The following is a 25174-nucleotide window of genomic DNA, read 5'->3' on the forward strand; positions in this document are numbered from 1 at the left end:
CGGAACTCATGGCAAGGTTCGCAACAGGTAGTTGCTGCTAGAAGCTGACAGATCGGTCATCGCATGTCCTTCTCGGCGAGCGCCATCATGACAGACTGCACGACAACCGCAAGACGGGACGGATATGGCCGCTACCAAGCCTGTATCGCATGATCGCGGGGATGCGTCCGCCGCCCGTCCGCGCTTGTTTGCGGCGCGCCGTTTCGAGACGTTGCCCGGCATTCAAGCCGCGGCGGCCTTGCTGCGGGAGATCGATGACGGGGACGCTCCCGAAGGCGCACGCCTGCCGTGCCGCCCGCTGGTGCTCTATGGCGGCGGCGATCTCGGACGCATGGCGCATGACCATCTGACGGGGCTCGGCTTCGCGGTCGATCTCGTCGTCGACCGCAACGCGGCGGCCTTGCGCAACGACCGGTTCTGGGCCGGCACACGCCTTGTCGCGCCCGACGAGGTTTCCGGGGATATCAAGGCCGATGCCCTGCTGGCGGTATGCGTCGCGACAGCGCCGTTCGTGCCGCTTGCCCGGTCGCTTCAGGACAGCGGCTGGCGCGATATCGTGCCCTTCTACGATCTGGCCGAGTCCTGCCGCGACCGGCATCCCCTGTCCAACGGCTGGTTCGCCGGTCGCCTCGATGTGGCGGAACGCAACGCGGTTGAGTCCGTGCTCGGCCGCTGGCACGATGATCTGTCGCGCGCCCATCACCTGCAATTCATCGCCTGGCGGCGGTTGCGCGCGGAATGGACCTTCGCTGATGCGCCGGTGACGGGCGACGATCGTTTCTTCATCCCGGAGGTCTTGCCGCATCTGGGCAAGGTCGGCACTTTCGTCGATGCTGGCGCCCATCACGGTCGCGTCACCGAACGGCTGGTCGCCCTGCGCGGCGGCGCCGGTCTGCGTGTCGTGGCGGTCGAGCCCGACCGCGCCAATCTCGCGGTCCTGCAATCACGGATCGGCTGTGAAAGAGGGGTTGCCGGCGAATGGCTGACCCTCGTTCCCGAGGCGCTCGATGCGGTGGAACGTGACCGCGTTTTTCATGCCGGTCTGGGCTATGCCTCGCAATTGTCGCCGACCGGCGCGGAACGGGTGCGCACCGTGACGCTGGACGGCCTCGGCGTCGCGCCCGACTATGTGAAGCTGCATCTTGAAGGTGGCGAACTGGACGCGCTGCGCGGCGGGCTCGCCACGATCAAAGCCCACCGGCCGATCCTCGCCGTCACGGTCTACCATAATGACGACGGGCTCTGGCGCACGCCCGCCTTCCTGATGGAGGGGCTGGAAAACTACCGTTTTCTGCTGCGCCTGCATGGCTGGTGCGGCACGGGCGCCGTTCTTTATGCGCTGCCGGGGGAATTGAGATGATCGAGGCCCCGCAGATCCGCGATTTGCAGGCGGCGAGGGACCGCGTTCTGATGCGCGTCCCTGCGGATATTCTGTCGAGGCCCGTCCGGCTCGGTCTCTATGGGGCCGGTTTTCTCGGCGCATGGGCGGTCGCGCATATGCGGCAGGCGGGCTGTGCGCCCCTCGTCTGCTTCGACGGCAATCCGCAAGCGCAGGGCATGACGTTTTGCGGACTCGCTGTCGAAGCGCCCGAGCGGATGGAGCGTGCGGGGCTGGACCTCGTTCTCATCACCGCGCGCCACCATGTCGGCGCGGTGCAGGCGGTTCTGGAACGGTACGGCGTCGCCGGCTGCTCCTTCGACGCGTGGTACGCGGCCAGCCATTTCGCGCTTTTCATGGACGTTCACGATCAATTCGTGGATGAGCGCTCCGGGGAGACGCTCCGGGCTGTGCTCATGGCCATGCTGACGGGTGAGAAGACCTGGCTGGAAGCCGTTCACGAGCGCGATCAATATTTCTGCCTGCCGCGTTTCATGGGGGCGGAGCGCGAAATCTATGTCGATGCGGGCGCCTATGTCGGCGACAGCATCGAGCGCTTTTTGTGGGCCAACGCCGGCGTCTGCCGGAAAATCCTGGCCTTCGAGCCGTCGCCCCGTCAGTTTGCCGCGCTTGAGAAGCGTTGCCGGCGTCTTGCCGAGGAATGGGCTCTGCCGGATGAAACAATCGCGCTGCATCGGGCGGGGCTCGGACTGCAAAGCGGCCGCGTCAGCGGCATGACAGCCAGCGGACAATTGCAGAGCATTGCGCTGGAACCGGACGACAATGGCGACATGGCGGTTTTGTCGCTCGATGAACTTATGGCCGGCGAGCGCGTCACATTCCTCAAGGCCGATGTCGAGGGCATGGAGATGCAACTGCTTGCCGGCGCGCGGCATACGATCGCCGGGCACCGTCCGAAACTCGCGGTCTGCGTCTACCATTACCCGTCCGACATCCCGGAAATCATGGCTTATCTGCGCACGCTGGTCCCGGATTACAGCTTCGCCCTCCGCCATCATTCGCCGCTGCTGATGGAGACGGTGCTTTATTGTTGGGCCGATTGACCGCTTTTTCACCAAGGACAAGGAAATGGATCCTGTAGAAGATTTTCGCCGCCGCGTCGCCCGGAATATCGAGCGGATCGGAGAGGACCGCCACTTCTTCGGCCTGACGAACATCTGGCTGCGGGAAGCGATCCGCAAGGAATACGCGCAGAACTTCACCTGGCTCGGGCGTCCGATCATTCAGGTTCCGCAGGATGTCTATGCGATTCAGGAATTGATCTGGACCTGCCGGCCGGATCTGATCGTCGAAACCGGCATAGCGCATGGCGGTTCGCTGATCCTCAGCGCCTCCATGCTGGCCCTGCTGGATTATTGCGATGCGGCTGCGGATGGCGCCGTGCTCGATCCGCGCGCGAGCCGGCGCAAGGTCGTCGGTGTCGATATCGATATCCGCGCGCACAACCGCTCCGCCATCGAGGCGCATCCGATGAGCCACAAGATCGAGATGATCCAGGGCTCCTCGATTGACGAGGCGGTCATCGCGGAGGTGCGGAGGCGGGCCGAGGGCCACGGGCGGATCATGGTTTTCCTCGACTCCAACCATACGCACGATCATGTCCTCGCCGAGCTGGAGGCCTATGCGCCGCTCACGTCGAAAGGCTCTTATTGCGTGGTCTGGGATACCGGCGTCGAGGATCTGCCGGATGAGATGTGCGCCGATCGCCCATGGGGCAAGGGCAACAATCCGAAAACGGCCGTCCGGGCCTATCTGAAGCTGCTTGCCGAAGAGGGGCGCAAGGGAGCCGACGGGGAGGCGCTGGCATTCGAGGCCGACAAGACGATCGAGCACAGAATCGTCATCACGGCCGCCGCCGACGGTTTCCTGCGCCGTATCTAGCATCATGTGCCGAAGGGCAACCATTACGGAGACAACGCATGGCGTCCGACACCTTCTACTACCCTTCCGCCGGCGAAGAGGCTTTCTTCCGGAAGCTCGATGAGTTGATCGCGAAATGGCCGCATGACGTGCGGCACTATCTCGACCTGTTCCCCGTTTATGCCAGCCGGCGTTCCTTCATCCGCCAGCTCGCCCATTACGAACTCTTCAAGCTCACCGTCGATCTGCCGGGCCATTATGCCGATTTCGGCGTCTATTTCGGCAAGTCCTTCTTTTCATGGCACAAGTTTCTCGAAACCTTCACCCCGACGGCCACGCACAAGAAAGTCTTCGGATTCGACAGCTTCGAGGGCTTCCCGAAGCTTGCCGAGGAAGACGGCGACACCGACCGGTCGATCCAGAAGGAGGCCGGCGGCCTCAATTCGGGCAGCTTTCTTGAGGAGTTCCAGAGCCTGCTGGCCCTGCACAATGCCGATTCCGTCATTCCGGCCAATCGCGGCAGCATCATCGTCGGCGATATCTGCAAAACCCTGCCGGCATGGCTCAAGGACAGCCCCGAAACGCGCTTTTGCCTGCTCAATCTCGACGTCGATATCTATGAGCCGACGCGGGTCATCCTTGAGGAATGCTGGGATCGCCTTGTGCCCGGCGGCGTGCTGATTCTCGACGAATACGCCACCAGCAAGTGGCCGGGCGAGACGATCGCCTGGGATGAGTTCGCCCGCGATCGCAAGATCGACAAGCCGCTTCAGCGCTTCCCCTGGGCCAATGCGCCGGGAGCCTGGCTGGTGAAATGACGCGCCGGGTTTGCATGATCGCTGCCGGTCGGCCCCTTTTTGAAAGAAACCGAGATGACGGACATCAAGCTGAGCTTATGCATCCCGACATTCAACCGGGCCCGTTTTCTGGAGCATTTGCTGGGCACGTTCATCGGGCTCTCCGATCCGGGCTTTACCTATGAAATCGTGATCTCGGACAATGCCTCGACCGACGATACGACCGATGTTGTCCGGCGTTTCATCGAGCGGGGCTTGCCGATCACCTATTTCAGGCGCCCCGAGAACGGCGACGGCTGGCCCAATCTCGCCAATGCCTATGCGCATGCGCGGGGCGAATATTCGCTCTATCTGGCTGATGACGATTTTCTGGTGTGGGAAAACCTGGGGGCCGCTGTCAAGCATCTCGACCAGAACCCCGACATGATTGTCTGTCATGCGCCCTGGTATATCCATGACGCGGTGGAAAACCGGGATGTTCAGCTCTTCTATCAGATCGACAAGCCGCAGCATTTCAAGCGCGGCAATTTCGGCGGCCTGTTTTCCTTCATCGTGGAGCGGCATATTTTCCCCGAGATCGGTATTTATCGCACGGCGGCGTTGCGTACCGTCTTCGTGCCCCGCTATTTCTGTTTCTGGGCCTTTGCCTATGTCGCCGAGGCTATCGACATGGGCACCGTCGGTTTCTTCAACAAGCCCTTCTACCGGTGCGTCACACGGTCGAAAATCGTGCGCGACCGGGAGCAGGCCGGCCATGAGGAGGTGATGACGGCCTGGGACCGCTATCGCGGCGGTTTGGAATACCTGCTTTATCGTGGTGCCTTGCGCAATAAGATCGACCTCAATCCCCAGACGCGCGCGATATACGACCGGGCCTGTACCATTTTCATGATGACGCGCATGAGCGTCGCTCTCAGGATGTGGTATGCCCGCAAGGAATACCTCAAAGCCTATGAGCTTTATGCGCGCCTTGCTTATGCCGGTTTTGGAAACTTGCCGGAAGTCAAGCAGATAGCCGGGCACTTGCCGTTGATGGCATCGGTGCAGGCTCTGGTGGAGAAGGTCAACGGCGTTTCCGATGTCAAGTTCGTGGTGCTCGACAGTGTGACCTCCATTGACTCTCTGGCCGGTCTCATGGCCGAACTCGGACTCAACAAGGAGATCGAGGTGATCGCGCCGCCGACGGAACGGATCGAGGAACTGGCTCCCGTCTGCGCGGTCTTTACCGCCGATGCTTCACGGCGCGCGTTCTTCGAGCGGCAAGGCTACCGTCCGGGCCTGATTCTCTCGGAGGCGGAAATCACCGGGCCATTTTCCGTCTAAGGCGTGTTCCCTTCAAACAGGAGCGTTTGAACGATCGGAAGTCGCTCAAAAGTAAGGAGTCCGGGAGATGTGCTGTTTCAATCTGAACAGGACATATCCCGGAGTTTGCTTGTTAAACCTTCCTGGCCCGCGCCGCACTTGCTTGCCCGCGCCGCACTTGAGCGAAAGAAAAAGGAAAATTTTTTCAGCCACAGGCAAAAGCTGGAGTGCTTCTGCTTTAAGAAGAGACACTCTAAAAAAATCCGGGTTCAGTCTAAAAATCCGAGTGTGGCGTCGCGCTCGCTGATGACCTCCGGCCTGAAAGGCCAGGCGATGGCCAGTGCGGGGTCATCGAAGCGCACGCCGCGGGACAATTCGGGCACATAGTTTTCCGACACCTGGTAGAACAGCTCGCAATCGTCTTCCAGGGTCAGGAACCCGTGCGCGCAGCCTTCCGGGATGTAGAAGGCGTTATGCCGCGCGGCATCGAGCTCCACGGAAATCCATGTCCGATAGCTGGGCGAGTCCGGCCGCAGATCGACCGCCACGTCGAATACGCGCCCGCGCGTGGCGCGCACCAGCTTGGCCTCAGATTTGGGCGCCGCCTGATAATGCAGCCCGCGCAAGGTGCCGCGTTTATGGTTCTGGGAAATATTGCATTGCGAATAGTGGCTGGTCAGCCCCTGCGCGGCGAATGTTTCCGCGCAATAAGCCCGCGCGAACACGCCACGCTGATCGACGTAATATTCGGTTTCGATGATGAAGGCGCCGGCTATGGGAGTCGGGACGAATTTCATAGTAGGGCATCCTCATAGGCCGCCAGTTGGTCGAGCGAAAAAGCCCGCATGTTCGCCCCTGTCCGGTGAGCCTCGTACCAGGCCGCGGTCCAGCCGATCGTTTGCCGAAGGTCGAGCCGGGGCCGCCAGCCGATGCTTCGGGAGGCGCGTTCCGCATTCAATGTCAGCAAGGCGGCTTCGTGCGGATGCGGGCCGGGGGCCTGCCGCCAGCCGCCGCTCTCCCCGTATGCCGCGCCGAAGGCGTCGACGACTTCGGCAACCGTGGCGAAGCTGCCGGCATCGGGGCCGAAATTGAGCGCATCGGGCAGGTCCTCCGCAGGACTTTCCGTCAATGCCTGCGCGTAGCGCAGATAGCCGGAGAGGGATTCGAGCACATGCTGCCAGGGCCGAACCGCCGCGGGATAACGCAACCGGATGGGCTCTTTCCTGTCGAAAGCGCGAACGAAGTCGGGGATCAGCCGGTCCCGCGCCCGGTCCCCGCCGCCGATGACGTTGCCGGCCCGCGCCGTCGCGAGCCGGATGCCGTTCCGGTGCAGGAAACTGTCGCGGTAGCTCCGGCAGACGAGTTCCGCGCAGGCTTTCGAGTTGCTGTAAGGATCGCGGCCGCCGAGCGCATCGGTCTCGACGAAGGCCCTGCCGCCGCCGTCGTTCGCATACACCTTGTCGGAGGTCACGACGAGCACCGCCCTGACGGAGGGCGCCGCCCGCACGGCTTCCAGCAGGTTCACGGTGCCTTGCACGTTGGTTGCGAAAGTGCCCGCCGGGTCCTCATAGGAGCGCCGCACGAGCGCCTGCGCCGCCAGATGCAGCACGATCTCGGGCGCGAAATCCGCAAGATGCGCATGCAGCGTTTCCGCATCCCGGATATCGCCGATATGGTGACGCGCATTGGCCCACGGGGCGAGGCATGCGTAAAGCGACGGGCCCGCCTCCGGCGCCAGCGCCAGCGCGCAGACATCGGCCCCGAGCTTCTCCAGCCAGAGGCAGAGCCACGCCCCCTTGAAACCCGTGTGCCCCGTCACGAACACGCGGCGCCCGCGCCAGAAGGCGCTCAGGCCCATATCTTCCACGGGGCCTCCCCGGAGCGCCACAGCTCCTCGAGATAGTTGCGGTCGCGGATCGTATCCATGGATTGCCAGAAGCCGTCATGCTCATAGGCCGCGAGTTGCCCCATCGCCAGCAGCCGTTGCAGGGGCCCGCCCTCCCATACGGTGTCGTCGCCGTCGATGAGGTCGATCACGGAGGGCTCGAGCACGAAGAAGCCGCCGTTGATGCGCTGATTGTCGCCCTTCGGCTTCTCGGTAAATGAGACGACGCGCCCCGCATCGATATTGGCGACGCCGAAGCGGCCGGGAGGCGAAACGGCGCACATCGTCGCCATGCCGCCGTGGCTGCGGTGGAACGCGATCTCGGCTGTGATATCGATATCGCCGACACCGTCGCCATAGGTCATGCAGAACGGTTCGTCCGGGTTCAGATAGCGCCGCACGCGGCGGATGCGCCCGCCGGTGAGGGAATGCGCGCCGGTGTCTACCACGGTCACGCGCCAGTTGAGCCTCTCCGCGGTGACGTATTCTATCGTGTTGTTGGACAGATCGACGGTGATGTCGCTGTGATGAATGAACAGATTGACGAAATATTCCTTGAGCATATAGCCCTTGTAGCCGGCGCATATGATGAAATCGTTCAGCCCGTGACGGGCATAGATATTCATGATGTGCCAGATGATGGGCTTCTCGCCGATTTCCACCAGAGGTTTGGGGCGGACGCCGGTTTCCTCGGCAAGCCGGGAGCCGAGACCGCCGGCGAGAATGACGACTTTCATGGCAAGGTGATTCCATATTCATATAGACTCACCTGAACCATAGGCCCCATATCTGGCGCGAGGCTTGCCTGTTCATGCCCGGCGGCAGATTCCAGGGATGCCGGCGCAATCTTCAGGTGCTACAAGGCCGGATTGCAGTGATTTGACAGCCGGATTTTGCCAATGGAACACGTCGATCTTCTTCGCAAGGCCAGCCGCGAGCACAAGAATGGCAACCATATGGGAGCCCTGAGGATACTCAATCCTTTGATCGGCCCCGACGCGAACGCCCGCACCTACGCGCTGCTCGGCAAAATACTTGAAGCTCTCGACATGAAGGCCGAAGCGGCGCAAGCCTTCACCGCGGCGGGGAATCTTCCCGGATCGAAGGCCGACGAATACCTGAAACGGGCCATGCAACTGCATTTCGCGCTCGGCAATGAGGACGAAGCCCTGCTGCTGGGCGAGGGGCTGGGGCATCTGGCGGAGAAGGACGCCGATATCGCCTATATCCTCGCCCGTATTCTGCTCAAACGGGGCGACGTGGAACGCATAAGCCATCTGCGCAAGGTATTGCTCAACAGCAAGATGTTCGAGCACGTCAGAACCGCGATCGGTCTGATGGCGGCCCGCGATGGCAGCATCGAGGATTATGAACTGTTGCTGCACGCGGCGAAAAAGTTTTCGGAAGCCGAAAAGAAGTTCGACGGCGGCACCTTGCTCGGTTATCTGGGCGTCATGCTCGCCCAGTTGTCGCACGAGTTTTCCGATTATCCCGTCAACCGCAAGTATGTCTCTCTCGTAGAGAATGAAATCGCCAAGGATAATGCCTTGGTATTGCAAGGCATCATGGGGTTTCACGTTCTTCATGTGGTGGCGGACGACAGTCTTGCCCGGCTCGGGCGATATGACGTGCGGCCCTGCACGGAGCAAACCCGGATGCTGCGCATGGCCATGCCTCATCGATGGTCGGACACGCGGCTCAGGATCGGCTACGTATCTTCCGACTTTTATTCCGACCACGCCACCATGAAACTGCTCGGCAACGTGCTTGAAAGGCATGACAGGAGCCGGTTCGACATCACCTTGTTCTGCCATACCGGACACGACATCCTGGTGAGGAACAATCGGTTCGATCGGGAAAAATGGGGCAGGGTCGAGACCGTTAACGATCTGACCGACGCCGAGGTCGCGGAACTTGTCCGCGAGAACGAGATCGACATTCTGGTCGATCTCAAGGGCCATACGTTCAATAACCGCGTGCAGATATTCAACCACCCGGCGGCGCCGGTGCATGTTTCATGGTTGGGATATCCCTCGACGACCACTCATATCGATCTCGATTATGTCATCGGCGACCGTTTCGTGCTGCCCGATAGCGCCGTATTCGACTGGCCGGAAAAGTTCTGCCGCCTGCCCGAAACCTACCAGCCGAACGACCCCGTGCATCGCCCGCGCATCACGCCGGTGTCGCGATCGGATTTCGGCTTGCTGGCGGACAGGTTCGTGTTCGCATCGTTCAATCACCACCGGAAAATCAGCTATCGCACGATCGATCTGTGGTGCGAGATCCTGCGGCGGACGCCGGACAGCGTCATCTGGCTCTATACGGCGACGGAGAAGGTCTATCGGAATCTCACGCGCGAATTCGTTCGCCAGGGCGTGAGCGAAGAGCGCGTGTTTTTCATGGGCAAGGAAAACTATGCGGAACATCTCAACCGCATTCAACTGGCCGATCTCGGCCTCGATACGTTTCCCTATAATGGTCACACCACCACATCGGAACAATTATGGGCGGGCCTGCCGGTGCTGGCGCTGCGAGGCACGCATTTCGCCTCCCGCGTCAGCGAAAGCCTGCTCAATGCCATGGGCCTGCCGGAACTGGTGGCGGAGGATGGCGACGCCTATGTGGACCTGGCCGTCGCGCTCTATCATGACAGGGAACGGCTGGCGCGCTACAGGCAGGCGCTGGAAGACGGGCGCTTCACGCAGCCGCTGTTCGATGCCGGGCGATTCTGCCGTCATCTGGAAAGCGCTTATGAAATGATGGCCGCGCGGGCGAGGGCGGGGCTGGAGCCGGCGCTCATCGACGTGCCCGCGCTGCCGCCCCGGCAGGGTTCGTTCGAGGGCGAGGCTCTTTTTGAAGAATTGTGAGCTTCCCGCATAACCCGTTTTCAGAACGAAAGATCGTCTCTGCGGCGTTTTCCTGCCCGCGCAAGCTTGGCGCAAGCTTGCGCGGGCAAAGTGCGTTTCGTGCTGGTGGGTCGGATGTTGGAACCGGCTTGATCGCCCGTCTTCGGGTTGCCCTCGTCGGGCCGCTCTGGTCGGGTGCCGTTCCCTTCGGAGACATGATGTCACTCCCCGCCAAACCGGTTGAAGCCCGGTATGTCCCGCTAAAGCAAGTGAACTCGTTTCATCTTTGAATAGGGATAGATTTACTATGGCCAGCTTGTTTACCAATGCTTCCGCCCAGACCGCTCTGCAGACGCTGACGGCCGCCTCCAAGAACCTCGCCACCACGCAGAGCCGCGTCTCCACCGGTTACCGCATCAACACCGCGGAAGACAACGCCGCTTACTGGTCGATCGCCACCACCCTGCGTTCGGACGTGAACGCGCTGGGCGCCGTGCAGGACGCCCTCGGCCTCGGCGCCGCGACCATCGACACGGTCTACACCGGCCTCAACGACACCAAGGACCTGCTGGATCAGATCAAGTCCAAGCTCGTCGCCGCCAGCCAGCCCGGCGTGCCGCGCAAGCAGATCCAGGCGGAAATCACCCAGCTCCAGAACCGCCTCAACAACGTTTCCGGCTCCACCGTCATCAACAGCGAAAGCTGGCTGACGCAGGACTCCAGCGTTGATGGCTACAACAACGTCAAGAAGGTCGTCGGCTCCTTCACCCGCAGCGGCGGCGTCGTCACCATCGACACCATCAACGTCGACATCAACGACACCAAGCTGTACGAAACCAGCAAGACCATCAATACGGCTGTCGAAGGCTCGCTGAACAGCGCCGGTGCCGGCACGACGATCGGCAAGTACACGACTGCCGTTCAGACGGCCAACGCCACTGCGTCGGCTCAGGCGACCGCGTTTGAAACGCTTATTCTCAAGTACGACGCGTCTACCGATGAGCTCACGCTGGGCGCCGCCGGCGCTCCTGCGGGCGTGGATTCGACCACTGCTCCGATCGGTAGCGGTGCTTCCGCTACCGCGCTTTCCATCGATATTGATACTACCGGCGGCGCTGGGGTCTTCCTGGGTGCCGAGGCTACGGCTGCCCTTCAGAAGGCCATCAATGCCGAGCTGTCCGCTCTGGGCACGTTCTCTGACGACGCTGATGCCACGAACGGCACGGGCGCTCTGAAGAAGTACACCAATGTTGGCGGCACCGTGGACCTGACTTCCACGCAGGACGCCGAGATTGCGAAGCTGGTTGCCGATACCAACACGCGTATCACCAACCTGATCACCGATGCTCTCAATACGGCGAAGCAGGATGCGATCAACCTGGCGCGTACCGAGTACGAGACGGCGGCCACCGGCGACGTGGACAACGCCAAGCTCGGCATCTTCGACAAGGTTCGCACCGTCGTCTCCAGCTCGGACGGCACGAGCGCCAAGGCCGTCAGCGTTTCGAACATCGACATCTCCGGCCTGACGGACACGGACTTCGACCTCAGCGTTCTCTCGGCCTACGTCTCGGCCGTTGACGACGCCCTGAGCGACCTGACCTACTCCGCTTCGGTCGTCGGTGCGGCCAAGGCTCGTATCGAAGGCAACAAGACCTTCGTGAAGAACCTGATCGACGCCAACAACCGCGGTATCGGCCAGCTCGTCGACGCCGACCTGAACGAAGAGTCCACGAAGCTGAAGGCCCTTCAGGTGCAGGAGCAGCTCGCCATCCAGGCGCTCGGCATCGCCAACAGCTCCACGCAGAACATCCTGTCGCTCTTCCAGTAAGCAGCGCACGAAAAAGGCGCGGGACACCCCCGCGCCACTCCGAAATCGCTAAGCACCCCGGTCTGGAAACAGGCCGGGGTTGTTTCTCGGCAGATTCGAATGCAATCCGGAACAACGGTTACGCTATTAAATGACTGTAGAATTTGGCCTCTACAGATGGAATGAAGAAAAAAGAAAACATAATATTTCCAAGCACAATGTCGATTTCAGGATGGCGGCGCTTTTCGATTGGGAAACGGCGACGGAGGAAGATGACGACAGGCATGATTATGGCGAGAGCCGCAAGATCGTCATGGGCTTCATAGGCCAGCGTCTTCATGTTATGGTATGCGTCTATCGTGATGAATATATAAGGTTGATCAGCCTGCGTAAGGCGAACGACAGAGAACAGAAGCATTATGGGAACCTTGAAGCCCGACGACATCGACTTCCCCCCGCTGACGGATGAGCAGCTGGCACGGATGCGGCCTGTGCGCGAGGTATCTCCCGAAATAGTGACGATGGCGCGCCGCCGCATGGAAAGCACCCTCACGGCCTTCCTCCGGGAGAAGGACATTCCGGAAGAGGCGAAAGCGCTTGCCGTCGAGCATGCGATGAAGCTGGCACGTTCCATCAAGCCGAAGTCCGGCTCTATCCCGCCGGAAGAGTGGAATGGCGTTGCTTCGCCGCGTCTGAAATCCAATTCTCACCTCGGCAGCAGCTTCGAGGGTTTTCTTCGCGAAAATGGCATTCTGGAGGAAGTAAAGGCAACTGCCTTCAATCGAACGCTGGCCTCGCGGCGGAGGAAAAAACCGTTGTAGGCTTGCTCTGCGCATCTTCAGGCCGCTCCTTACAATCCGCGACACGGCCGAGTCATGTGAGCCCACGCGCCATCGTGAAAAATCCCGTTTCCCTCGCCGGCAAAACCGGTTAAACACGGGTGCTGCGGGGACGGCGGCACAACAGATGGAAGTACGATGGATCGAAGTGGCGTCAAGCCCGACAAGGCGGATGCGGCCGGCGTGAAGGACAAGCGCGAAGGCGGTTTTCTCGATACGGTGAAGGTGGTGGCGCAGGCGCTGTTGATCGCGCTCGTGGTGCGCTCGCTGCTGTTCCAGCCCTTCAACATCCCTTCCGGCTCGCTCATCCCGACGCTGCTGGTGGGCGATTATCTGTTCGTCTCCAAGTATGCCTATGGCTATTCGCGCTATTCCTTCCCGCTCGGGCTCGTGCCTTTCGAGGGGCGCATTCTCGGCGCGGAGCCGAAGCGCGGCGACGTGGCCGTGTTCAAGCTGCCGCGCGACAATGCCACCGATTATATCAAGCGCGTCATCGGCTTGCCGGGAGACACGGTACAGATGGTCGACGGGCGGCTGTTCATCAACGGCCGCGTGGTGGAGCGCGAGCGCATCGGCAATTATCGCGACGACGAGGACACCGCGCCCGGCACCGGGCCGGAGGTACCCATGTATCGCGAGCTGCTGCCCGGCGGCGCGAGCCATGTGGTGATCGAACGCTACGGCGACCGCGGCCCGTGGGACAACACCCCGCTCTATAAGGTGCCCGAAGGGCATTACTTCATGATGGGCGACAACCGCGACAATTCCGCCGATTCGCGCGATATGAACACGGTCGGCTTCGTGCCGTTCGACAATTTCGTCGGCCGCGCGGAAGTGCTGTTCTTCTCCATCGACGGCGCGCCGGCATGGCAGCTCTGGCAATGGCCGACGGCCGTGCGCTGGGAACGGCTGTTCACGCGGATACATTGATGCCCGATCTCGTTTCCCTGCAACAGCGTCTCGGCTACACCTTCGGCGAGGTGGGCCGGCTGGAGACGGCGCTCACCCATGTGAGCGCCATTCCGACGCGCAAGATCGCATCCTATCAGCGGCTCGAATTCCTCGGCGACCGGGTGTTGGGCCTCGTGGTGAGCCAGATGCTTTTCACCACCTTCCCCCATGCGGAGGAGGGCGAGCTGTCGCGCCGGCTGGCGGAGCTGGTGCGCAAGGAAAGCTGCACCGAGGTGGCGCGCGGCTGGCATGTCGGCCCGCTGCTGCGTCTGGGCGACGGCGAAATCGCGTCGGGCGCGCGCGACAACGCCGCCATTCTCGCGGATGTGTGCGAGGCGATCGTCGGGGCGGTGTTTCTCGACGGCGGCTTCGACGCCGCGCGGGCGCTGGTGGAACGCGCCTTCGCCGCCCGCATGCACGCCCCCCGCCGCCCGCTGCGCGACGCCAAGACGGCGTTGCAGGAATGGGCGCAAGGGCGCGGCCTGCCGGCGCCGACCTACGAGATTATCGAGCGCACCGGTCCCGACCATGCGCCGCGCTTTCGCGTCGCGGCGCGGGTCGATACCATGCCGCCCATGGAAGGGAAGGGCCCCTCCAGACGCATCGCCGAGCAGGACGCCGCCGCGCGCTTCCTGTCGCGCGAGGGAATTCGGATCGACCAGTGACGACAGACATCGACAACACCGCCACCCGCTGCGGCTTCATCGCCCTGATCGGCGCGCCGAACGCGGGCAAGTCCACGCTGCTGAATGCTCTTGTGGGCGGCAAGGTTTCCATCGTCTCCCACAAGGTGCAGACGACGCGCACGCTGGTGCGCGGCATCACCATCGAGGGCGACGCGCAGCTCATTTTCGTGGACACGCCCGGCATCTTCCGCCCCAAACGGCGGCTGGACCGCGCCATGGTGACTTCCGCCTGGGGCGGCGCGGGCGATGCGGATGCGGTGTGCCTGCTCATCGACGCGCGCCGCGGGCTGGATGAGGAAAACGAGGCCATTCTCGACAAGCTGCCGGACGTGCGCCGGCGCAAGATCCTGATCCTCAACAAGATCGACCTCGTGCCCCGCCCCACGCTGCTGGCGTTGGCAGAGCAGATCAATGCGCGGCTTGCGTTCGACGAGACGTTCATGATCGCCGCCATCAACGGCGACGGTGTGGCGAGCCTGCGCAAGCGCCTGGCAGAGCTGGTGCAGCCGGGGCCGTGGCTCTACCCGGAAGACCAGATGTCCGACGCGCCGATGCGCCAGCTCGCGGCCGAGATCACGCGCGAAAAGCTGTTCGAGCGCCTGCACGACGAACTGCCCTATGCGTCGACCGTCGAGACCGACCAATGGACGGTGCAGAAGGACGGTTCCGTCCGCATCGAACAGACGATCTTCGTGGAGCGCGAGAGCCAGCGCAAGATCGTGCTCGGTCATCAGGGCCAGACCATCAAGGCCATTGGCTCGCGCGCGCGCGCGGAAATCGGCGAGATCGCCGAGGCGAAGGTGCATCTTTTCCTGTTCGTCAAGGTGCGCGAAAACTGGGCCGACGATCCGGCGCGCTATCGCGAGATGGGGCTGGAGTTCCCGCGCGGGGGGTGATCACGTTTTCGCGCGCGCCGCATTGGCGGCCACGAACGCCGCGTAACCTCGCTCGTCCATCTGCCCGGAAGCCAATGCAAGAACCGCATTTGCGGCATCTTCCCGCGTGGCTGTGAAGCGGTACCCGTTCAACTCGAGAAACAGCACGCCAAGGACGAAACCGGTGCGTTTATTGCCGTCGATGAAAGGATGGTTCTCCACGATGCCGGTAGAGCGGCGTGCATTCAAGTGGAATTGTCACGCCGCTCTAAATTCTATATTTTACCGCAACTTGCATTCAATTCGATGGATCGATTTGAACGCAAACTGCTCTAAAGCATTTCGACATTTCGTTGAAACGTCGAAATGCTTCAGGGTTTTGATTTTACGCGTTTTCTTCATGCAAACCGGTATCCACTTTGCTTGAAAACGCTTTAGTGCAGACCGCCGCGAGGGTGCATGACGTCCGGCGCATCTGCATAGGCCGCATGCCGCTGAGGCCGCGCAAGAGCAGACTTCAAAAGGCTTTCATCCCGGATGCCGGCAGCGCCAACAGGCGCTCATGAATGATCAGGGCTTCCTGTTCATCGATCCGGACGAAGACCATCGTTGCTATTGCGCCGGAACGTGCAGCGTATCGCTGTAACGGCGCATGATGTCATCGGCCTTTGCCATTTTCTGCTCAAGCCTCGGATCGTCAGACACCAGCCGATAACCGCCATCTGGCGATTTTGTCAGGTAGATCTCTGCGCCATCATGTGTGTTCAGGCGCGCAATTACGTGTCCGGGCATAATGACACCGAGGGAAACGCCAAATTTGCGCCCCTTCAGTTCAACCATACGAGATTTCCTTCATGTTTTTTCATTATAGTGAATTTCTTCTTTTCTGGCAAGGAAAAGGCTCTGGCTGCAATCGCAGGCATGGTTTGGATTGAAAACACAGCATTCCATTTCCTTATCTTCGTGTAACTGAAAACGCAAAACCGGTTTCCAACTCACTGGAATGCGTAAATTCGTGGATGATATGCGAAATGCAGGATTTACACTATTCATCCGGCTGTAGTGTGCTAGAAGGCCCCGGCATCCTGAAACATGCCTTTTCAGGACAAGAGTCCAACGGCAGGGGCCGGTGAAATGCACTCCAGCGACGACAGGTTGTCAGCCGCTCTCTCATACGCTTTTGCCTTTATACTTGGGGCGTCGATCTGCTTCACGGTCTTTCCGCTCGTTTTCCTGTGGCCGGAGGGAGTGGCGGGACAGGCGCTTCCGCCGGATTTCACGCAGCATGTCGTCGGCCAGCGTTATTACATCGCCGAGCCGTGGGGCTGGCCGCCGCTGGAGATGACGCGGCTGAACTTTCCCGACGGCGCGCATGCCGGCTTCACGGATTCGATTCCCCTGCTCGCAATGCCGTTGAAGGCGCTATCGTTTCTGCTGCCGCCCGGATTTCACGGCTTCGGTCTGTGGTATGCCGTGGCGTGGATCATGCAGCCGGTGGCGGCGGTGTGGTGCCTGCGGGCCGCCGGCGAGCGCCGGTTGCTGCCCGCCGCCTGCATCGCGCTGATCGCCATCAGCATGCCGACCTGGTGGAGCCGGTTTCTGCACGCATCGCTGTGCGGCCACTTCCTGATATGGATTTCGCTCGGGCTTTACTTCCACCTTTCGCGTGAGAACGGCCCGCGCTACTGGATGATCGCGGCGATCGTCCAGATCGCCATCCTGTTCGTGCATCCCTATCTATGGGCGATGACGGCGGTGTTTCTGCTTGCGGTGCCGCTCACGCATCTTTTCAACGGCGATCGCCGCTGGCGGTCATCCCTGCCGGCGGCCGCGCTCGCGGTGCTCGTCTCCATCGCCATGGCGTGGCTGTCGGGTTATTTCGGCGCGCATGGCGGGCGCGGCTACGGCATTTACGGCATGAACCTTTTGTCGCCGTTCTGGCCTTCGGGGTCGTCGCTGCTGCCGTTCGACCTGCCGATGCTTTACACCGCGCCGGAAGGGGCATGGGAGGGCTATCAATACCTCGGCGCGGGCGTGCTGGCCGGCCTGCTGTGCCTTGTTGTCGTGCGGCGGGGCCGGCTGTTGGCCGATCTGCGTCGACACGTCGGGCTCGCGCTGGTGTCGGCGTTCCTGATCGTGTTTTCGTTGTCGAGCACCATCGGCATCGGCGGTTTCATCGTCGCCGATGTCTACGCCACGCACGGCTTTTCCGGCTTCATCGATTCGCTGTTCGATCATTTCCGCTCATCGGGGCGGATGTTCTGGCCGGTGGCGTATCTGCTCGTGCTCGCCGTCGTGTTGGGGCTGGCGCGGATGCGCAATGCCCTGTTGGGTGCATCGCTGCTGTTGGCCGTGGCCGTGCTCCAGTTCGCGGACAACCGGGATGCGCGCGCGACGCTGGCGCAGAACCTGCGCCAGGGCGGGACGGGGTGGATTTTCGACGTAGGGCGCGTGCGCGAGGCGGTTGCGGGGGCGTCGGAACTGAAGATCTATCCGCGTTGGGAATGCGTGCCGACGCCCGACATTCCCGCCGAGCACCCGATCATCATCCAGTTGCTCGCCGTGGCTTCCGAAACGGTGGTGCCGGTCAACACCATGTATGTGGCCCGCTGGCACCGGATGCGCGGTTGCGGCGATCAGGCGCAGGAAGCGGCCGAACCGCTCGCGCCAGGCGAAGCGCGCATATTCGGGCCGACCGTGCGAGAAGCCTACGGCAGCCGCGTGCCGGATGCGGATCGCTACTGCGTGAAAACCGATCCGCTGCTCGTGTGCCGCCGTCCGGCGGATTGACGCGTCCGCCGGCGCGTGCTCTCACGCTTCCGGCGTTGCCTTTTTCACGGTGCGCCGCGCGCGGGCGGGCTTTGCTGCCGTCTCGCCGGTTTCCACCGTTTCCGCGCTCTTTTTCGTCGTGGCGGTCTTTTTCGCCGGCGCTTTCTTCGCAGCCGGCTTCTTCTTGCCGGCCACGCGCCGCGCCCGGATGAGGGCGACCGCCTCTTCCAGCGTGTAGCTGTCCGCCTCCACGCCCTTGGGCAGCGTGGCGTTCGTCGTGCCGTCCGTGACATAGGGGCCGTAGCGGCCGGCCTTCAGCGACAGCGTCTTGCCGGTCTCCGGCTCCTCGCCGAGCACCTTGCCGGGATCGGCGGAGCCGCCGCGCCGGCCGCCGCCCTGTTCCTTGGTGATGATGAGATCGATGGCGCGGTTTGCGCCGATCTCCAGCACGCTGTCGTCCTTGCCGAGGCTGGCGTAGGTCTTGTCGTGCTGCACGTAGGGGCCGAAGCGGCCGATGCCGGCCTTGATCGGCTTGCCGGTTTCCGGGTGCGTGGCGACGGCGCGCGGCAGCGACAGCAGCTTGAGCGCGATGTCGAGATCAACGTTGTCGGGCGGAATATCGCGCGGCAGCGTCTGGCGCTTGGGTTTTTCCTTGGGCGGGGCCTTCGCCTTGCGGCCCTTCTTCGGCGCGGGTTCCGCCTCGCCATCGTCGGATGCGGCCGGCGCCGGCGTTTCGGCCGCCTCGGGGGCCTCCGGCGCGTCGCCGCCGAGTTGCACATAGGGGCCGTAGCGGCCGTCGCGCAGCGAGACTTCGAGGCCGGTTTCGGGGTCGGTGCCGAGTATCCTGGGGCCGCCGTCACCGCCCCCGCTTTCGCCGTCGCCGGAAAGCTGGCGCGTGTAGCGGCACTCGGGATAGTTGGAGCAGCCGACGAACGCGCCGAACTTGCCGATCTTCAGCGACAGCCGGCCGCTGCCGCAGGCCGGGCAGGCGCGCGGATCGCCGCCGTCGGCGCGGGCGGGAAAGATGCGGGGTGCCAGCACGTCATTGAGCGAATCGATCACCTGCGTCATGCGCAGCTCGCGCGTTTCCCCGATCGCGGCGATGAAGTCGCGCCAGAAGTCGCGCAGCACTTCCTTCCAGTCGATCTCGTGGTTCGACACGCGGTCGAGCTTTTCTTCCAGATCGGCGGTGAAGTCGTATTCGACATAGCGCCGGAAAAAGCTCTCCAGAAAGGCCGTGACGATGCGGCCCTTGTCCTCCGGCACGAGGCGCTTCTTGTCGAGGCGCACGTACTCGCGCTCGCGCAGCACGGCGAGAACGGCGGCGTAGGTGGAGGGGCGGCCGATGCCGAGCTCCTCCATGCGCTTGACGAGGCTCGCCTCGGTGAAGCGCGGCGGCGGCTCCGTGAAATGTTGCGTGGCGCGGATCTCGCGCTTGTCGAGCGCATCGCCCGCTTTCATGGCCGGCAGGCGGCCGCCGTCCTCGTCCGCGTCGTCGTCGCGCCCTTCCTGATAAAGCCGCAGAAAGCCGTCGAACACCACCACCTGCCCGGTGGCGCGCAGGTCCAGCACGCGCTCGCCCACTTTCGCGGTGATGTCGGCCGTGGTGCGCTCCAGCCGCGCCGATTCCATCTGGCTGGCGAGCGTGCGCGTCCAGATCAGCTCGTAGAGTTTCGCCTGATCGGGATCGAGATAGCGCGTCACGGAGGCGGGCGCGCGGCCGGGATCGGTGGGGCGCACGGCCTCGTGCGCCTCCTGCGCGTTCTTGGCCTTGGTGGTGTAGCGCCGCGCCGCTTCCGGCACGTAGTCGTCGCCGAAGGTGCGGCCGATCACCGCGCGCGTGGCGCTCACGGCTTCCGGCGCCATGTCGACGCCGTCGGTTCGCATGTAGGTGATGAGGCCCACGGTCTCGCCGCCGATCTCCGCGCCTTCGTAGAGACGCTGCGCGAGCTGCATGGTGCGCGCCGGCGCGAAGCCGAGCTTGCGCGACGCCTCCTGCTGCAAGGTGGAGGTGGTGAAGGGCGGCTGCGGATGGCGCTTCGCCGGCTTCGCCTCGATGTTCGCGACGGTGAAGGCCGCCCGCTCCAGCGCTTCCTTGAACGCCTGCGCTTCCTCGCCCTGACCGATGTCGAGGCGGGAGATCTTCCGGCCGTCCGCGCCCACGAGGCGGGCCTCGAAGGTTGCGCCCTCCATGGTCGCGAGCACGGCGACGAGCGACCAGTATTCGCGCGCCACGAAGGTCTCGATCTCGCGCTCGCGGTCGCAGACCAGCCTCAGCGCCACCGATTGCACCCGCCCGGCCGAGCGCGCGCCCGGCAGCTTGCGCCACAACACCGGCGACAGGTTGAAGCCGACGAGGTAATCCAGCGCCCGGCGCGCGAGATAGGCGTCGACGAGCGCCTGATCGATCTGGCGCGGGTGCGCCATGGCGTCGGCAACGGCGTCGCGCGTGATGGCGTTGAAGGTGACTCGCTCGACAGGCAGGTCCTTCAGCAGCTTCTTTTGCGCCAGCGCCTCGATGACGTGCCACGAAATCGCCTCTCCCTCGCGGTCGGGGTCGGTGGCGAGGATGAGCTTTTCCGCGCCCTTGACGGCGCGGGCGATCTCGGCGACGCGCTTGGCGCCGCGGTCCTCGACCTGCCAGATCATGGCGAAATCGGCGTCCGGGTCGACCGAGCCGTCCTTGGGCGGCAGGTCGCGGATGTGGCCGAACGATGCCAGCACCTCGTAGTCCGGGCCGAGATATTTGTTGATCGTCTTCGCTTTGGCGGGCGATTCGACGACAACGACCTTCATGATTCCATCCCCGACGACTGAAAGAGAATTGCGCTTGAGTTTTGCGCAACGGGCGGGATAAGTGGGGGCAAATGGGCGCACAAGTCAAATGCCGCTGTGCACCATCGGTCAAAAAGATCGTCGCGAGCGGCCATGTCGGGGTGAGGGAGAGTCTCTTTTCGGCCATGAACGCCACCGTGGATCCTTATCCAGGCCGCGCCGCGCGTGGCGGGAATGCCGCAGGCCGCGGGGCGGCCGGTATGCGGCACGGGATGGCCGTGCTGCTCGCCTATGCGATTTTCGCACATCTCATTGCGGCTTCCTTCAGTACCGCCGCGCTGGCGGCGGGGCGCGTTTCCACCGATTCCGCATCCGGCGGCATGATGACCGCGCTGCTGTGCACGCCCGGCGCGCGGCAGGACCAGGACGCGCCCGGCGACGGGGTGCAGCGGCGCTGCTGCGGGCTGTGCCTGTTCAGTGGCGGGCAGGCGTGGGCGCCGGCGGCGGCGGCGCCCGTCATCGCCGCGGAACGAACCATGTCGCTGATCCGCTGGCATTTCGGTCGCGTTTCGGTCGCCGATCGGCCGGAGATCGTGCCCGCGGCGCGCGGTCCGCCTCTCCGTATGCGTCCTGCCGCCTGAGGCGGTCTCCGGGCCGGACGAAAGCCCGAATTTCCAATCGATACCGTATATCCATCCTTCATCGGCGCGTCGGGGCCGGGCAGGGCCGCTCGGGTTCCTGTCCGCGATTCGGCCCGGTCGCGCCCGCCAGCCCGCGCAGACCTTGCGTCTGCGCCATGGAGACAGATCATGATTTCGCGCATTCACGCCGCCCGCCTGACGCTGGGGGCTTCGCTCGTCGCGGCAACCGCCTTCGCCGGTGCTTTCCCCGGCTTGGCACAGGACAAGCCGTCGCACGCGCCCGCCGGCGCCGCCACGCACGAAAGCGCCGCCCCGGCGGCCGGTGACGGCCGCTTCACCCAGGCCGGCATCACCGTGGAGCAGCCATGGTCGCGGGCGACTGCCAAGGGCGCCCGTATCGCCGGCGGGTATCTGCGGGTCGTCAACAACGGCGATGCCGACGACGTTTTTCTCGCCGGCGCGACGGACATCGCCGAGCGCGTCGAAGTGCATGAGATGGCCGTGATCGACAATGTCATGCGCATGCGCCCCGTCGACGGCGGCCTCGTCGTCAAGGCGGGTGAGAGCGTGGAACTGAAGCCCGGCGGCTACCATGTCATGTTCATCGGCCTGAAGCGCCCGCTGCGGGAAAAGGAAACGTTTACGGCGGATCTCGAATTCAGGGATGCGGGCACCATTCCCGTGACGTTTACCGTGCGCGGCATCGGCGCTCACAACAGCGGGCACGGAACCGAAAAGCCGGCCGGCGCGCACGGCGGTTAACGGCACGCAACCGGCCTGTTTTCGGCCATGCGACGAAGCCGCGCCTCCGGTGCGGCTTTTTTCGTCCGGGACGCGGCGCGCCGCTGTCCCGGACATCGCCTCAGGCCCGCTCGGCGGCGGGGATGAAGCGCATCGTGAAGATGCGCCCCGCAACGGAACGGCCGAAGGAAGGCGTGAACTTCAGCGGCGTGCAGTCGCTGAAGGCGTCCGCGATGGAATGCAGGAACTCCCGCGCCCGTGCATCGCGGTCGCCAAGCCGTGCAAAGGTGATGCGCGGCGGCCCCATCAGCGAGCCGTCGCTGCGGAAACTGAAACGCGCGGTTGCCGTGAGCCCTTCCGTGCCGCGCGGCGGTTTCCAGCAGGCCATGAGCGCCGGGCCGATATGGCGCAACATGCTCACTTCATCCGGCGGCGCGGCGCGGGCAGGCGGCGCAACGCAGAGAAAAGCGGCCGCCAAACCGGCAGGGACGAGGGCCCGCCGCCACTTCAGCGGCATGGGAAAGCGATCGGCGGAAAGGCGATCGGCGACTCGCATGTCTTTCTCCTTGCATCCCGCGGCGCAAGACACGTTCGTGGCGCAGGATACAGGGCGAAAGACGACAGGTGCAAGGCGCCGCGCGCAAACGATGCGGCGCAGGGCGTAGCGCCGGGATCACACGCGCAGGGAGGCGAACTGCTCGCCGGCGAGCTTCGCTTCCGTCGAGGAGCCGCCGGCCGAGAACTCCGGCGAGGCGATCAACTGCTGCCACGCTTCCGCGACATTGACGGAGCGGCGGAAGAATTCCTCGAAAGCATCCTGCGACAGACCTTCGAACGACAGGTGATCGACGTAGATCAGCCGGTTGTCCTGCCTGTCGAAACCGATGCCGCCCGATCCGACGAGAAGCCCCGCGAGATTGACCTCGAGCAGATTGGCGTAGATGTCGGTGCCCGCCGCCGCCGGAAACTCGCCGATGACGGACAGAAGGATGAGATGCTTCTTCTCGGGGTCGTATTGCGCGTCGACGATGACATTGTCGAAGCTGAGGCGGACGGCATTGTTCTCGTCCAGCGCCAGTTCGGGGATCCCCAGCTTGCGACCGAACTCCGAGAACAGAAATTGAGGATCAGCCAAGGTCGACATTCACTTACTCTCCATCGAACAGCGACAATGCACCCGGAAAGATTATGTCCGAACGCCGGGCTACATTATATTACTTCATGTGCAAGAAATGTCAAAATATATTCCTCTTATGTGGCCTATTTTAGTTCAAGAATGTTGCATCTGTATTGATGTATGAATATGAACTGTAATTCAGTAATAATTTTTATATGCAGAGAAGCGAGATCACAGCATATTGTATGCTTGTGTTTTTTCTTTTTCGGTGTCGTGTCGATAAGTATTATTTGCATTTTGTCGGGTGGGGTGCGGTCAGGCCGGCTCTTCGGGATCGGATGCGGCGCTTGCGCCTCCCTCGCGGCCGGCTTGCGTCTTGCCGCGCGCGGCTTCGAACCGGGCTTCCTCCGCCTTGTGCCTGTACTGCGAACAGACGAGCCAGCCCTTCGCCGGCCGCAACACGGCGAGGCATCCGATAAGGATGAGCGGGAAGGTGGTCACGAAGTGCACCCACAGCGGAGCGCCGAAAGTCATCTCCAGCCAGATGCCGACCGCAAGCGCGGGGATGCTGCCGATCCACATGGCGAAGAAGGCCGGCCCGTCCGCCGGGTCGGCGAAGGAATAGTCCAGTCCGCAGACGTCGCAGCGCGGGGCGAGGGTCAGATATCCCTTGAACAGACGTCCCTCGCCGCAGCGCGGACAGCGTCCGCGCAGGCCGAGCCGGAAGGCGCTTTCGCCCGTTTCAGGCGTATCGTATCGTGTCGTCATGGCGGCATCTCCCGTAATCGTCGGACGTCAGACGGCCTTGTCGGCCCCGTTCGCGCCGGTGTCGCCGTGCAGCGTGCGGGCGAGGCGAGAGCGCTCGAACAGGATCACCACGATGATCGCGAATGCAAGCGGCAGCACGAGATAGAGCAGCCGGAACACGAGCAGCGCGGCGAGTATGTCGGCCTGCGAGAGATGCTCGCTCGCCATGGCGTTCAGAAACGCGAACTCCAGCACGCCGAGCCCGCCGGGCGCGTGGGAGATCAGCGCGAGGGAGAATGAGACGACGAAGACGCCGAGCACGACGAAATAGCCGGGATTGCCGGCTTCGGGCAGCGCGAAATAGATGATGGCCGCGGCGCCGAGCAGTTCGAGCGGCGCGGCGAACAACTGGCGCACGGTGATCGGCAGGCGCGGATAATAGACGGCGAACTTGCCGATCCGCAGCGGCCTGAACTCCCTCCACGAGCCGAGCACGTAGAGGGCGACGAGGGCGAGCAGGCCGCCGCCCGCGGTGCGCGCCGCCCATTCCGGCACCTCGATGAACCGCAGCAGGATTTCCGGCTCGAACACCAGCACGACGCCCCCGATCAGCACCGTGCCGAGCGCGAAGGTGAAGGAGCACAGCGCGACCAGCATGCCGACTTCGGCGAGGCTGAGCCCCATGCTGCCGTAGGCGCGAAAACGCACCATCGCCCCCGAAAGCACCGACGCGCCGATGTTGTGCGACAGCGCATAGGTCGTGAACGAAACCAGCGACACCACGATCCAGGAGATCTTGCGCCCGAGATGCAACAGCGCGATGCGGTCGTACCACGCCAATGCCGCGTAGGCGACGAAGGTCGCCAGCACGCACAGCGCCCACCGGTCCGTGCCGATGCCGGTGACGCTGTTCCACACCTCGCTCGCCGAAATGTCCTTCAGTTCCTTGTACAGGAGCCAGAAGGAAAAGACGACGGCAAGGAGGCCGATCACGGGCCAAACATACTCAAGCTTCTTCTTCATCGGCTTTCTGATATCTCCTTCCCGGCTGCGCGTTCCGGCGGGGCCGCCGGCATCGCAGAACGGGGCGTCGTCACGGATCGAGGGCAGGGCAGGGCGAAAACCGGCAGC

25 protein-coding genes are annotated in these 25174 nt (G+C 63.2%); 15 read left to right on the top strand and 10 right to left on the bottom strand.

Annotation, left to right across the window (positions count from 1 at the left end; translation table 11 throughout):
* Window positions 1-124: 124 nt before the first annotated feature.
* The 5 genes from ACOYJQ_RS04860 to ACOYJQ_RS04880 are packed head-to-tail and all read left to right on the top strand — an operon-like array spanning window position 125 to window position 5379.
* A complete protein-coding gene (locus tag ACOYJQ_RS04860; protein WP_433456839.1) occupies window positions 125-1360 on the top strand; it encodes an FkbM family methyltransferase in 1236 nt (411 codons plus the stop codon).
* Window positions 1357-2442, top strand: coding sequence for an FkbM family methyltransferase (locus ACOYJQ_RS04865; protein WP_433456841.1), 1086 nt, complete (start codon window positions 1357-1359; stop codon window positions 2440-2442). Before ACOYJQ_RS04860 ends, ACOYJQ_RS04865 begins: the two co-directional genes overlap by 4 nt.
* Before the next feature lie 25 nt (window positions 2443-2467).
* Complete coding sequence (locus ACOYJQ_RS04870) at window positions 2468-3280, top strand: cephalosporin hydroxylase family protein (protein ID WP_433456842.1); 813 nt, start codon at window positions 2468-2470, stop codon at window positions 3278-3280.
* 38 nt (window positions 3281-3318) lie between these two features.
* Entirely contained in the window at window positions 3319-4077 is a 759-nt protein-coding gene (locus ACOYJQ_RS04875; RefSeq protein ID WP_433456844.1) for a TylF/MycF/NovP-related O-methyltransferase, read from the top strand.
* Between the two features lie 54 nt (window positions 4078-4131).
* Window positions 4132-5379, top strand: a complete 1248-nt coding sequence (locus ACOYJQ_RS04880; protein WP_433456846.1) for a glycosyltransferase — start codon at window positions 4132-4134, stop codon at window positions 5377-5379.
* A 248-nt stretch (window positions 5380-5627) separates the two neighbouring features.
* On the opposite strand, the gene rfbC is transcribed toward ACOYJQ_RS04880, so the two are convergent.
* From rfbC to rfbF, 3 genes are read right to left on the bottom strand one after another with little or no spacing between them, the layout of a single operon-like run.
* Window positions 5628-6155, bottom strand: a complete 528-nt coding sequence (gene rfbC, locus ACOYJQ_RS04885) for a dTDP-4-dehydrorhamnose 3,5-epimerase (protein ID WP_433456847.1) — start codon at window positions 6153-6155, stop codon at window positions 5628-5630.
* On the bottom strand, window positions 6152-7216 hold the full coding sequence (gene rfbG / locus ACOYJQ_RS04890) for a CDP-glucose 4,6-dehydratase (protein WP_433457187.1): 1065 nt from the start codon (window positions 7214-7216) through the stop codon (window positions 6152-6154). Before rfbG ends, rfbC begins: the two co-directional genes overlap by 4 nt.
* Window positions 7207-7980 (bottom strand): glucose-1-phosphate cytidylyltransferase, encoded by a 774-nt coding sequence (gene rfbF / locus ACOYJQ_RS04895; RefSeq protein ID WP_433456849.1) that lies wholly within the window; start codon window positions 7978-7980, stop codon window positions 7207-7209. The genes rfbG and rfbF overlap by 10 nt, the downstream gene beginning before the upstream one ends.
* A 162-nt stretch (window positions 7981-8142) precedes the next feature.
* Between rfbF and ACOYJQ_RS04900 the strand changes: the two genes are divergently transcribed.
* The 7 genes from ACOYJQ_RS04900 to era all read left to right on the top strand — a co-directional run bounded on the left by ACOYJQ_RS04900 (window position 8143) and on the right by era (window position 15274).
* Window positions 8143-10113: a glycosyl transferase gene (locus ACOYJQ_RS04900; RefSeq protein WP_433456850.1), complete on the top strand. Its 1971-nt coding sequence runs from the start codon at window positions 8143-8145 to the stop codon at window positions 10111-10113.
* Window positions 10114-10399: 286 nt separating this feature from the next.
* Window positions 10400-11923, top strand: coding sequence for a flagellin (locus ACOYJQ_RS04905; protein ID WP_433456851.1), 1524 nt, complete (start codon window positions 10400-10402; stop codon window positions 11921-11923).
* Window positions 11924-12134: 211 nt separating this feature from the next.
* A complete protein-coding gene (locus ACOYJQ_RS04910) occupies window positions 12135-12371 on the top strand; it encodes a BrnT family toxin (protein ID WP_433457188.1) in 237 nt (78 codons plus the stop codon).
* Entirely contained in the window at window positions 12322-12723 is a 402-nt protein-coding gene (locus ACOYJQ_RS04915) for a hypothetical protein (protein WP_433457205.1), read from the top strand. The genes ACOYJQ_RS04910 and ACOYJQ_RS04915 overlap by 50 nt, the downstream gene beginning before the upstream one ends.
* 156 nt (window positions 12724-12879) lie before the next feature.
* Complete coding sequence (gene lepB, locus ACOYJQ_RS04920; RefSeq protein ID WP_433456853.1) at window positions 12880-13671, top strand: signal peptidase I; 792 nt, start codon at window positions 12880-12882, stop codon at window positions 13669-13671.
* On the top strand, window positions 13671-14357 hold the full coding sequence (gene rnc, locus ACOYJQ_RS04925; protein WP_433456854.1) for a ribonuclease III: 687 nt from the start codon (window positions 13671-13673) through the stop codon (window positions 14355-14357). Before lepB ends, rnc begins: the two co-directional genes overlap by 1 nt.
* Window positions 14354-15274 (top strand): GTPase Era, encoded by a 921-nt coding sequence (era, locus tag ACOYJQ_RS04930; RefSeq protein WP_433456855.1) that lies wholly within the window; start codon window positions 14354-14356, stop codon window positions 15272-15274. The genes rnc and era overlap by 4 nt, the downstream gene beginning before the upstream one ends.
* Here the strand turns inward: era and ACOYJQ_RS04935 are convergent, their stop codons facing one another.
* On the bottom strand, window positions 15275-15502 hold the full coding sequence (locus ACOYJQ_RS04935) for a type II toxin-antitoxin system death-on-curing family toxin (protein WP_433456857.1): 228 nt from the start codon (window positions 15500-15502) through the stop codon (window positions 15275-15277).
* A gap of 363 nt (window positions 15503-15865) precedes the next feature.
* The gene (locus ACOYJQ_RS04940; RefSeq protein ID WP_433456858.1) at window positions 15866-16093 is read right to left on the bottom strand and encodes an AbrB/MazE/SpoVT family DNA-binding domain-containing protein; all 228 of its coding nucleotides are present in this window, start codon (window positions 16091-16093) and stop codon (window positions 15866-15868) included.
* Between the two features lie 294 nt (window positions 16094-16387).
* Here ACOYJQ_RS04940 and ACOYJQ_RS04945 point away from each other — a divergent pair, with 294 nt between their 5' ends.
* On the top strand, window positions 16388-18043 hold the full coding sequence (locus ACOYJQ_RS04945; RefSeq protein WP_433456860.1) for a DUF6311 domain-containing protein: 1656 nt from the start codon (window positions 16388-16390) through the stop codon (window positions 18041-18043).
* A 21-nt stretch (window positions 18044-18064) separates the two neighbouring features.
* Here ACOYJQ_RS04945 and topA read toward each other — a convergent pair whose 3' ends face one another.
* Window positions 18065-20818: a type I DNA topoisomerase gene (gene topA, locus ACOYJQ_RS04950; protein ID WP_433456861.1), complete on the bottom strand. Its 2754-nt coding sequence runs from the start codon at window positions 20816-20818 to the stop codon at window positions 18065-18067.
* 251 nt (window positions 20819-21069) lie between these two features.
* Between topA and ACOYJQ_RS04955 the strand changes: the two genes are divergently transcribed.
* On the top strand, window positions 21070-21438 hold the full coding sequence (locus ACOYJQ_RS04955) for a hypothetical protein (protein ID WP_433456862.1): 369 nt from the start codon (window positions 21070-21072) through the stop codon (window positions 21436-21438).
* A gap of 168 nt (window positions 21439-21606) precedes the next feature.
* A complete protein-coding gene (locus ACOYJQ_RS04960; protein WP_433456863.1) occupies window positions 21607-22200 on the top strand; it encodes a copper chaperone PCu(A)C in 594 nt (197 codons plus the stop codon).
* A gap of 100 nt (window positions 22201-22300) precedes the next feature.
* Here the strand turns inward: ACOYJQ_RS04960 and ACOYJQ_RS04965 are convergent, their stop codons facing one another.
* The 4 genes from ACOYJQ_RS04965 to ACOYJQ_RS04980 all read right to left on the bottom strand — a co-directional run bounded on the left by ACOYJQ_RS04965 (window position 22301) and on the right by ACOYJQ_RS04980 (window position 25066).
* Window positions 22301-22735 carry a hypothetical protein gene (locus ACOYJQ_RS04965; protein ID WP_433456865.1) on the bottom strand — a complete coding sequence of 145 codons (435 nt, stop codon included), beginning with the start codon at window positions 22733-22735 and terminating at the stop codon, window positions 22301-22303.
* Between the two features lie 117 nt (window positions 22736-22852).
* Complete coding sequence (locus tag ACOYJQ_RS04970) at window positions 22853-23323, bottom strand: type III secretion system chaperone (RefSeq protein ID WP_433456867.1); 471 nt, start codon at window positions 23321-23323, stop codon at window positions 22853-22855.
* Between the two features lie 288 nt (window positions 23324-23611).
* Complete coding sequence (locus tag ACOYJQ_RS04975) at window positions 23612-24064, bottom strand: DUF983 domain-containing protein (protein ID WP_433456868.1); 453 nt, start codon at window positions 24062-24064, stop codon at window positions 23612-23614.
* A 27-nt stretch (window positions 24065-24091) separates the two neighbouring features.
* The gene (locus ACOYJQ_RS04980; protein ID WP_433456870.1) at window positions 24092-25066 is read right to left on the bottom strand and encodes a lysylphosphatidylglycerol synthase domain-containing protein; all 975 of its coding nucleotides are present in this window, start codon (window positions 25064-25066) and stop codon (window positions 24092-24094) included.
* Window positions 25067-25174 lie beyond the last annotated feature (108 nt).

The sequence above is a fragment of the Pseudochelatococcus sp. genome (genome assembly GCF_050946405.1).
Lineage (GTDB): Bacteria > Pseudomonadota > Alphaproteobacteria > Rhizobiales > Beijerinckiaceae > Pseudochelatococcus.

Excerpts from the sequence above, each read along its gene's own strand:
- ACOYJQ_RS04875 (WP_433456844.1), top strand. The coding sequence starts at position 3,319 with ATGGCGTCCGACACCTTCTACTACCCTTCCGCCGGCGAAGAGGCTTTC.
- ACOYJQ_RS04865 (WP_433456841.1), top strand. The coding sequence starts at position 1,357 with ATGATCGAGGCCCCGCAGATCCGCGATTTGCAGGCGGCGAGGGACCGC.
- ACOYJQ_RS04915 (WP_433457205.1), top strand. The coding sequence starts at position 12,322 with ATGGGAACCTTGAAGCCCGACGACATCGACTTCCCCCCGCTGACGGAT.
- ACOYJQ_RS04945 (WP_433456860.1), top strand. The coding sequence starts at position 16,388 with ATGCACTCCAGCGACGACAGGTTGTCAGCCGCTCTCTCATACGCTTTT.
- ACOYJQ_RS04975 (WP_433456868.1), bottom strand. The coding sequence starts at position 24,064 with ATGACGACACGATACGATACGCCTGAAACGGGCGAAAGCGCCTTCCGG.
- ACOYJQ_RS04960 (WP_433456863.1), top strand. The coding sequence starts at position 21,607 with ATGATTTCGCGCATTCACGCCGCCCGCCTGACGCTGGGGGCTTCGCTC.
- ACOYJQ_RS04940 (WP_433456858.1), bottom strand. The coding sequence starts at position 16,093 with ATGGTTGAACTGAAGGGGCGCAAATTTGGCGTTTCCCTCGGTGTCATT.
- ACOYJQ_RS04965 (WP_433456865.1), bottom strand. The coding sequence starts at position 22,735 with ATGCGAGTCGCCGATCGCCTTTCCGCCGATCGCTTTCCCATGCCGCTG.
- ACOYJQ_RS04880 (WP_433456846.1), top strand. The coding sequence starts at position 4,132 with ATGACGGACATCAAGCTGAGCTTATGCATCCCGACATTCAACCGGGCC.
- ACOYJQ_RS04870 (WP_433456842.1), top strand. The coding sequence starts at position 2,468 with ATGGATCCTGTAGAAGATTTTCGCCGCCGCGTCGCCCGGAATATCGAG.
- rfbF (WP_433456849.1), bottom strand. The coding sequence starts at position 7,980 with ATGAAAGTCGTCATTCTCGCCGGCGGTCTCGGCTCCCGGCTTGCCGAG.
- rnc (WP_433456854.1), top strand. The coding sequence starts at position 13,671 with ATGCCCGATCTCGTTTCCCTGCAACAGCGTCTCGGCTACACCTTCGGC.
- lepB (WP_433456853.1), top strand. The coding sequence starts at position 12,880 with ATGGATCGAAGTGGCGTCAAGCCCGACAAGGCGGATGCGGCCGGCGTG.
- ACOYJQ_RS04900 (WP_433456850.1), top strand. The coding sequence starts at position 8,143 with ATGGAACACGTCGATCTTCTTCGCAAGGCCAGCCGCGAGCACAAGAAT.
- ACOYJQ_RS04910 (WP_433457188.1), top strand. The coding sequence starts at position 12,135 with ATGGCGGCGCTTTTCGATTGGGAAACGGCGACGGAGGAAGATGACGAC.
- rfbG (WP_433457187.1), bottom strand. The coding sequence starts at position 7,216 with ATGGGCCTGAGCGCCTTCTGGCGCGGGCGCCGCGTGTTCGTGACGGGG.
- ACOYJQ_RS04860 (WP_433456839.1), top strand. The coding sequence starts at position 125 with ATGGCCGCTACCAAGCCTGTATCGCATGATCGCGGGGATGCGTCCGCC.
- topA (WP_433456861.1), bottom strand. The coding sequence starts at position 20,818 with ATGAAGGTCGTTGTCGTCGAATCGCCCGCCAAAGCGAAGACGATCAAC.
- ACOYJQ_RS04955 (WP_433456862.1), top strand. The coding sequence starts at position 21,070 with ATGGCCGTGCTGCTCGCCTATGCGATTTTCGCACATCTCATTGCGGCT.
- rfbC (WP_433456847.1), bottom strand. The coding sequence starts at position 6,155 with ATGAAATTCGTCCCGACTCCCATAGCCGGCGCCTTCATCATCGAAACC.
- ACOYJQ_RS04970 (WP_433456867.1), bottom strand. The coding sequence starts at position 23,323 with ATGTCGACCTTGGCTGATCCTCAATTTCTGTTCTCGGAGTTCGGTCGC.
- ACOYJQ_RS04980 (WP_433456870.1), bottom strand. The coding sequence starts at position 25,066 with ATGAAGAAGAAGCTTGAGTATGTTTGGCCCGTGATCGGCCTCCTTGCC.
- ACOYJQ_RS04905 (WP_433456851.1), top strand. The coding sequence starts at position 10,400 with ATGGCCAGCTTGTTTACCAATGCTTCCGCCCAGACCGCTCTGCAGACG.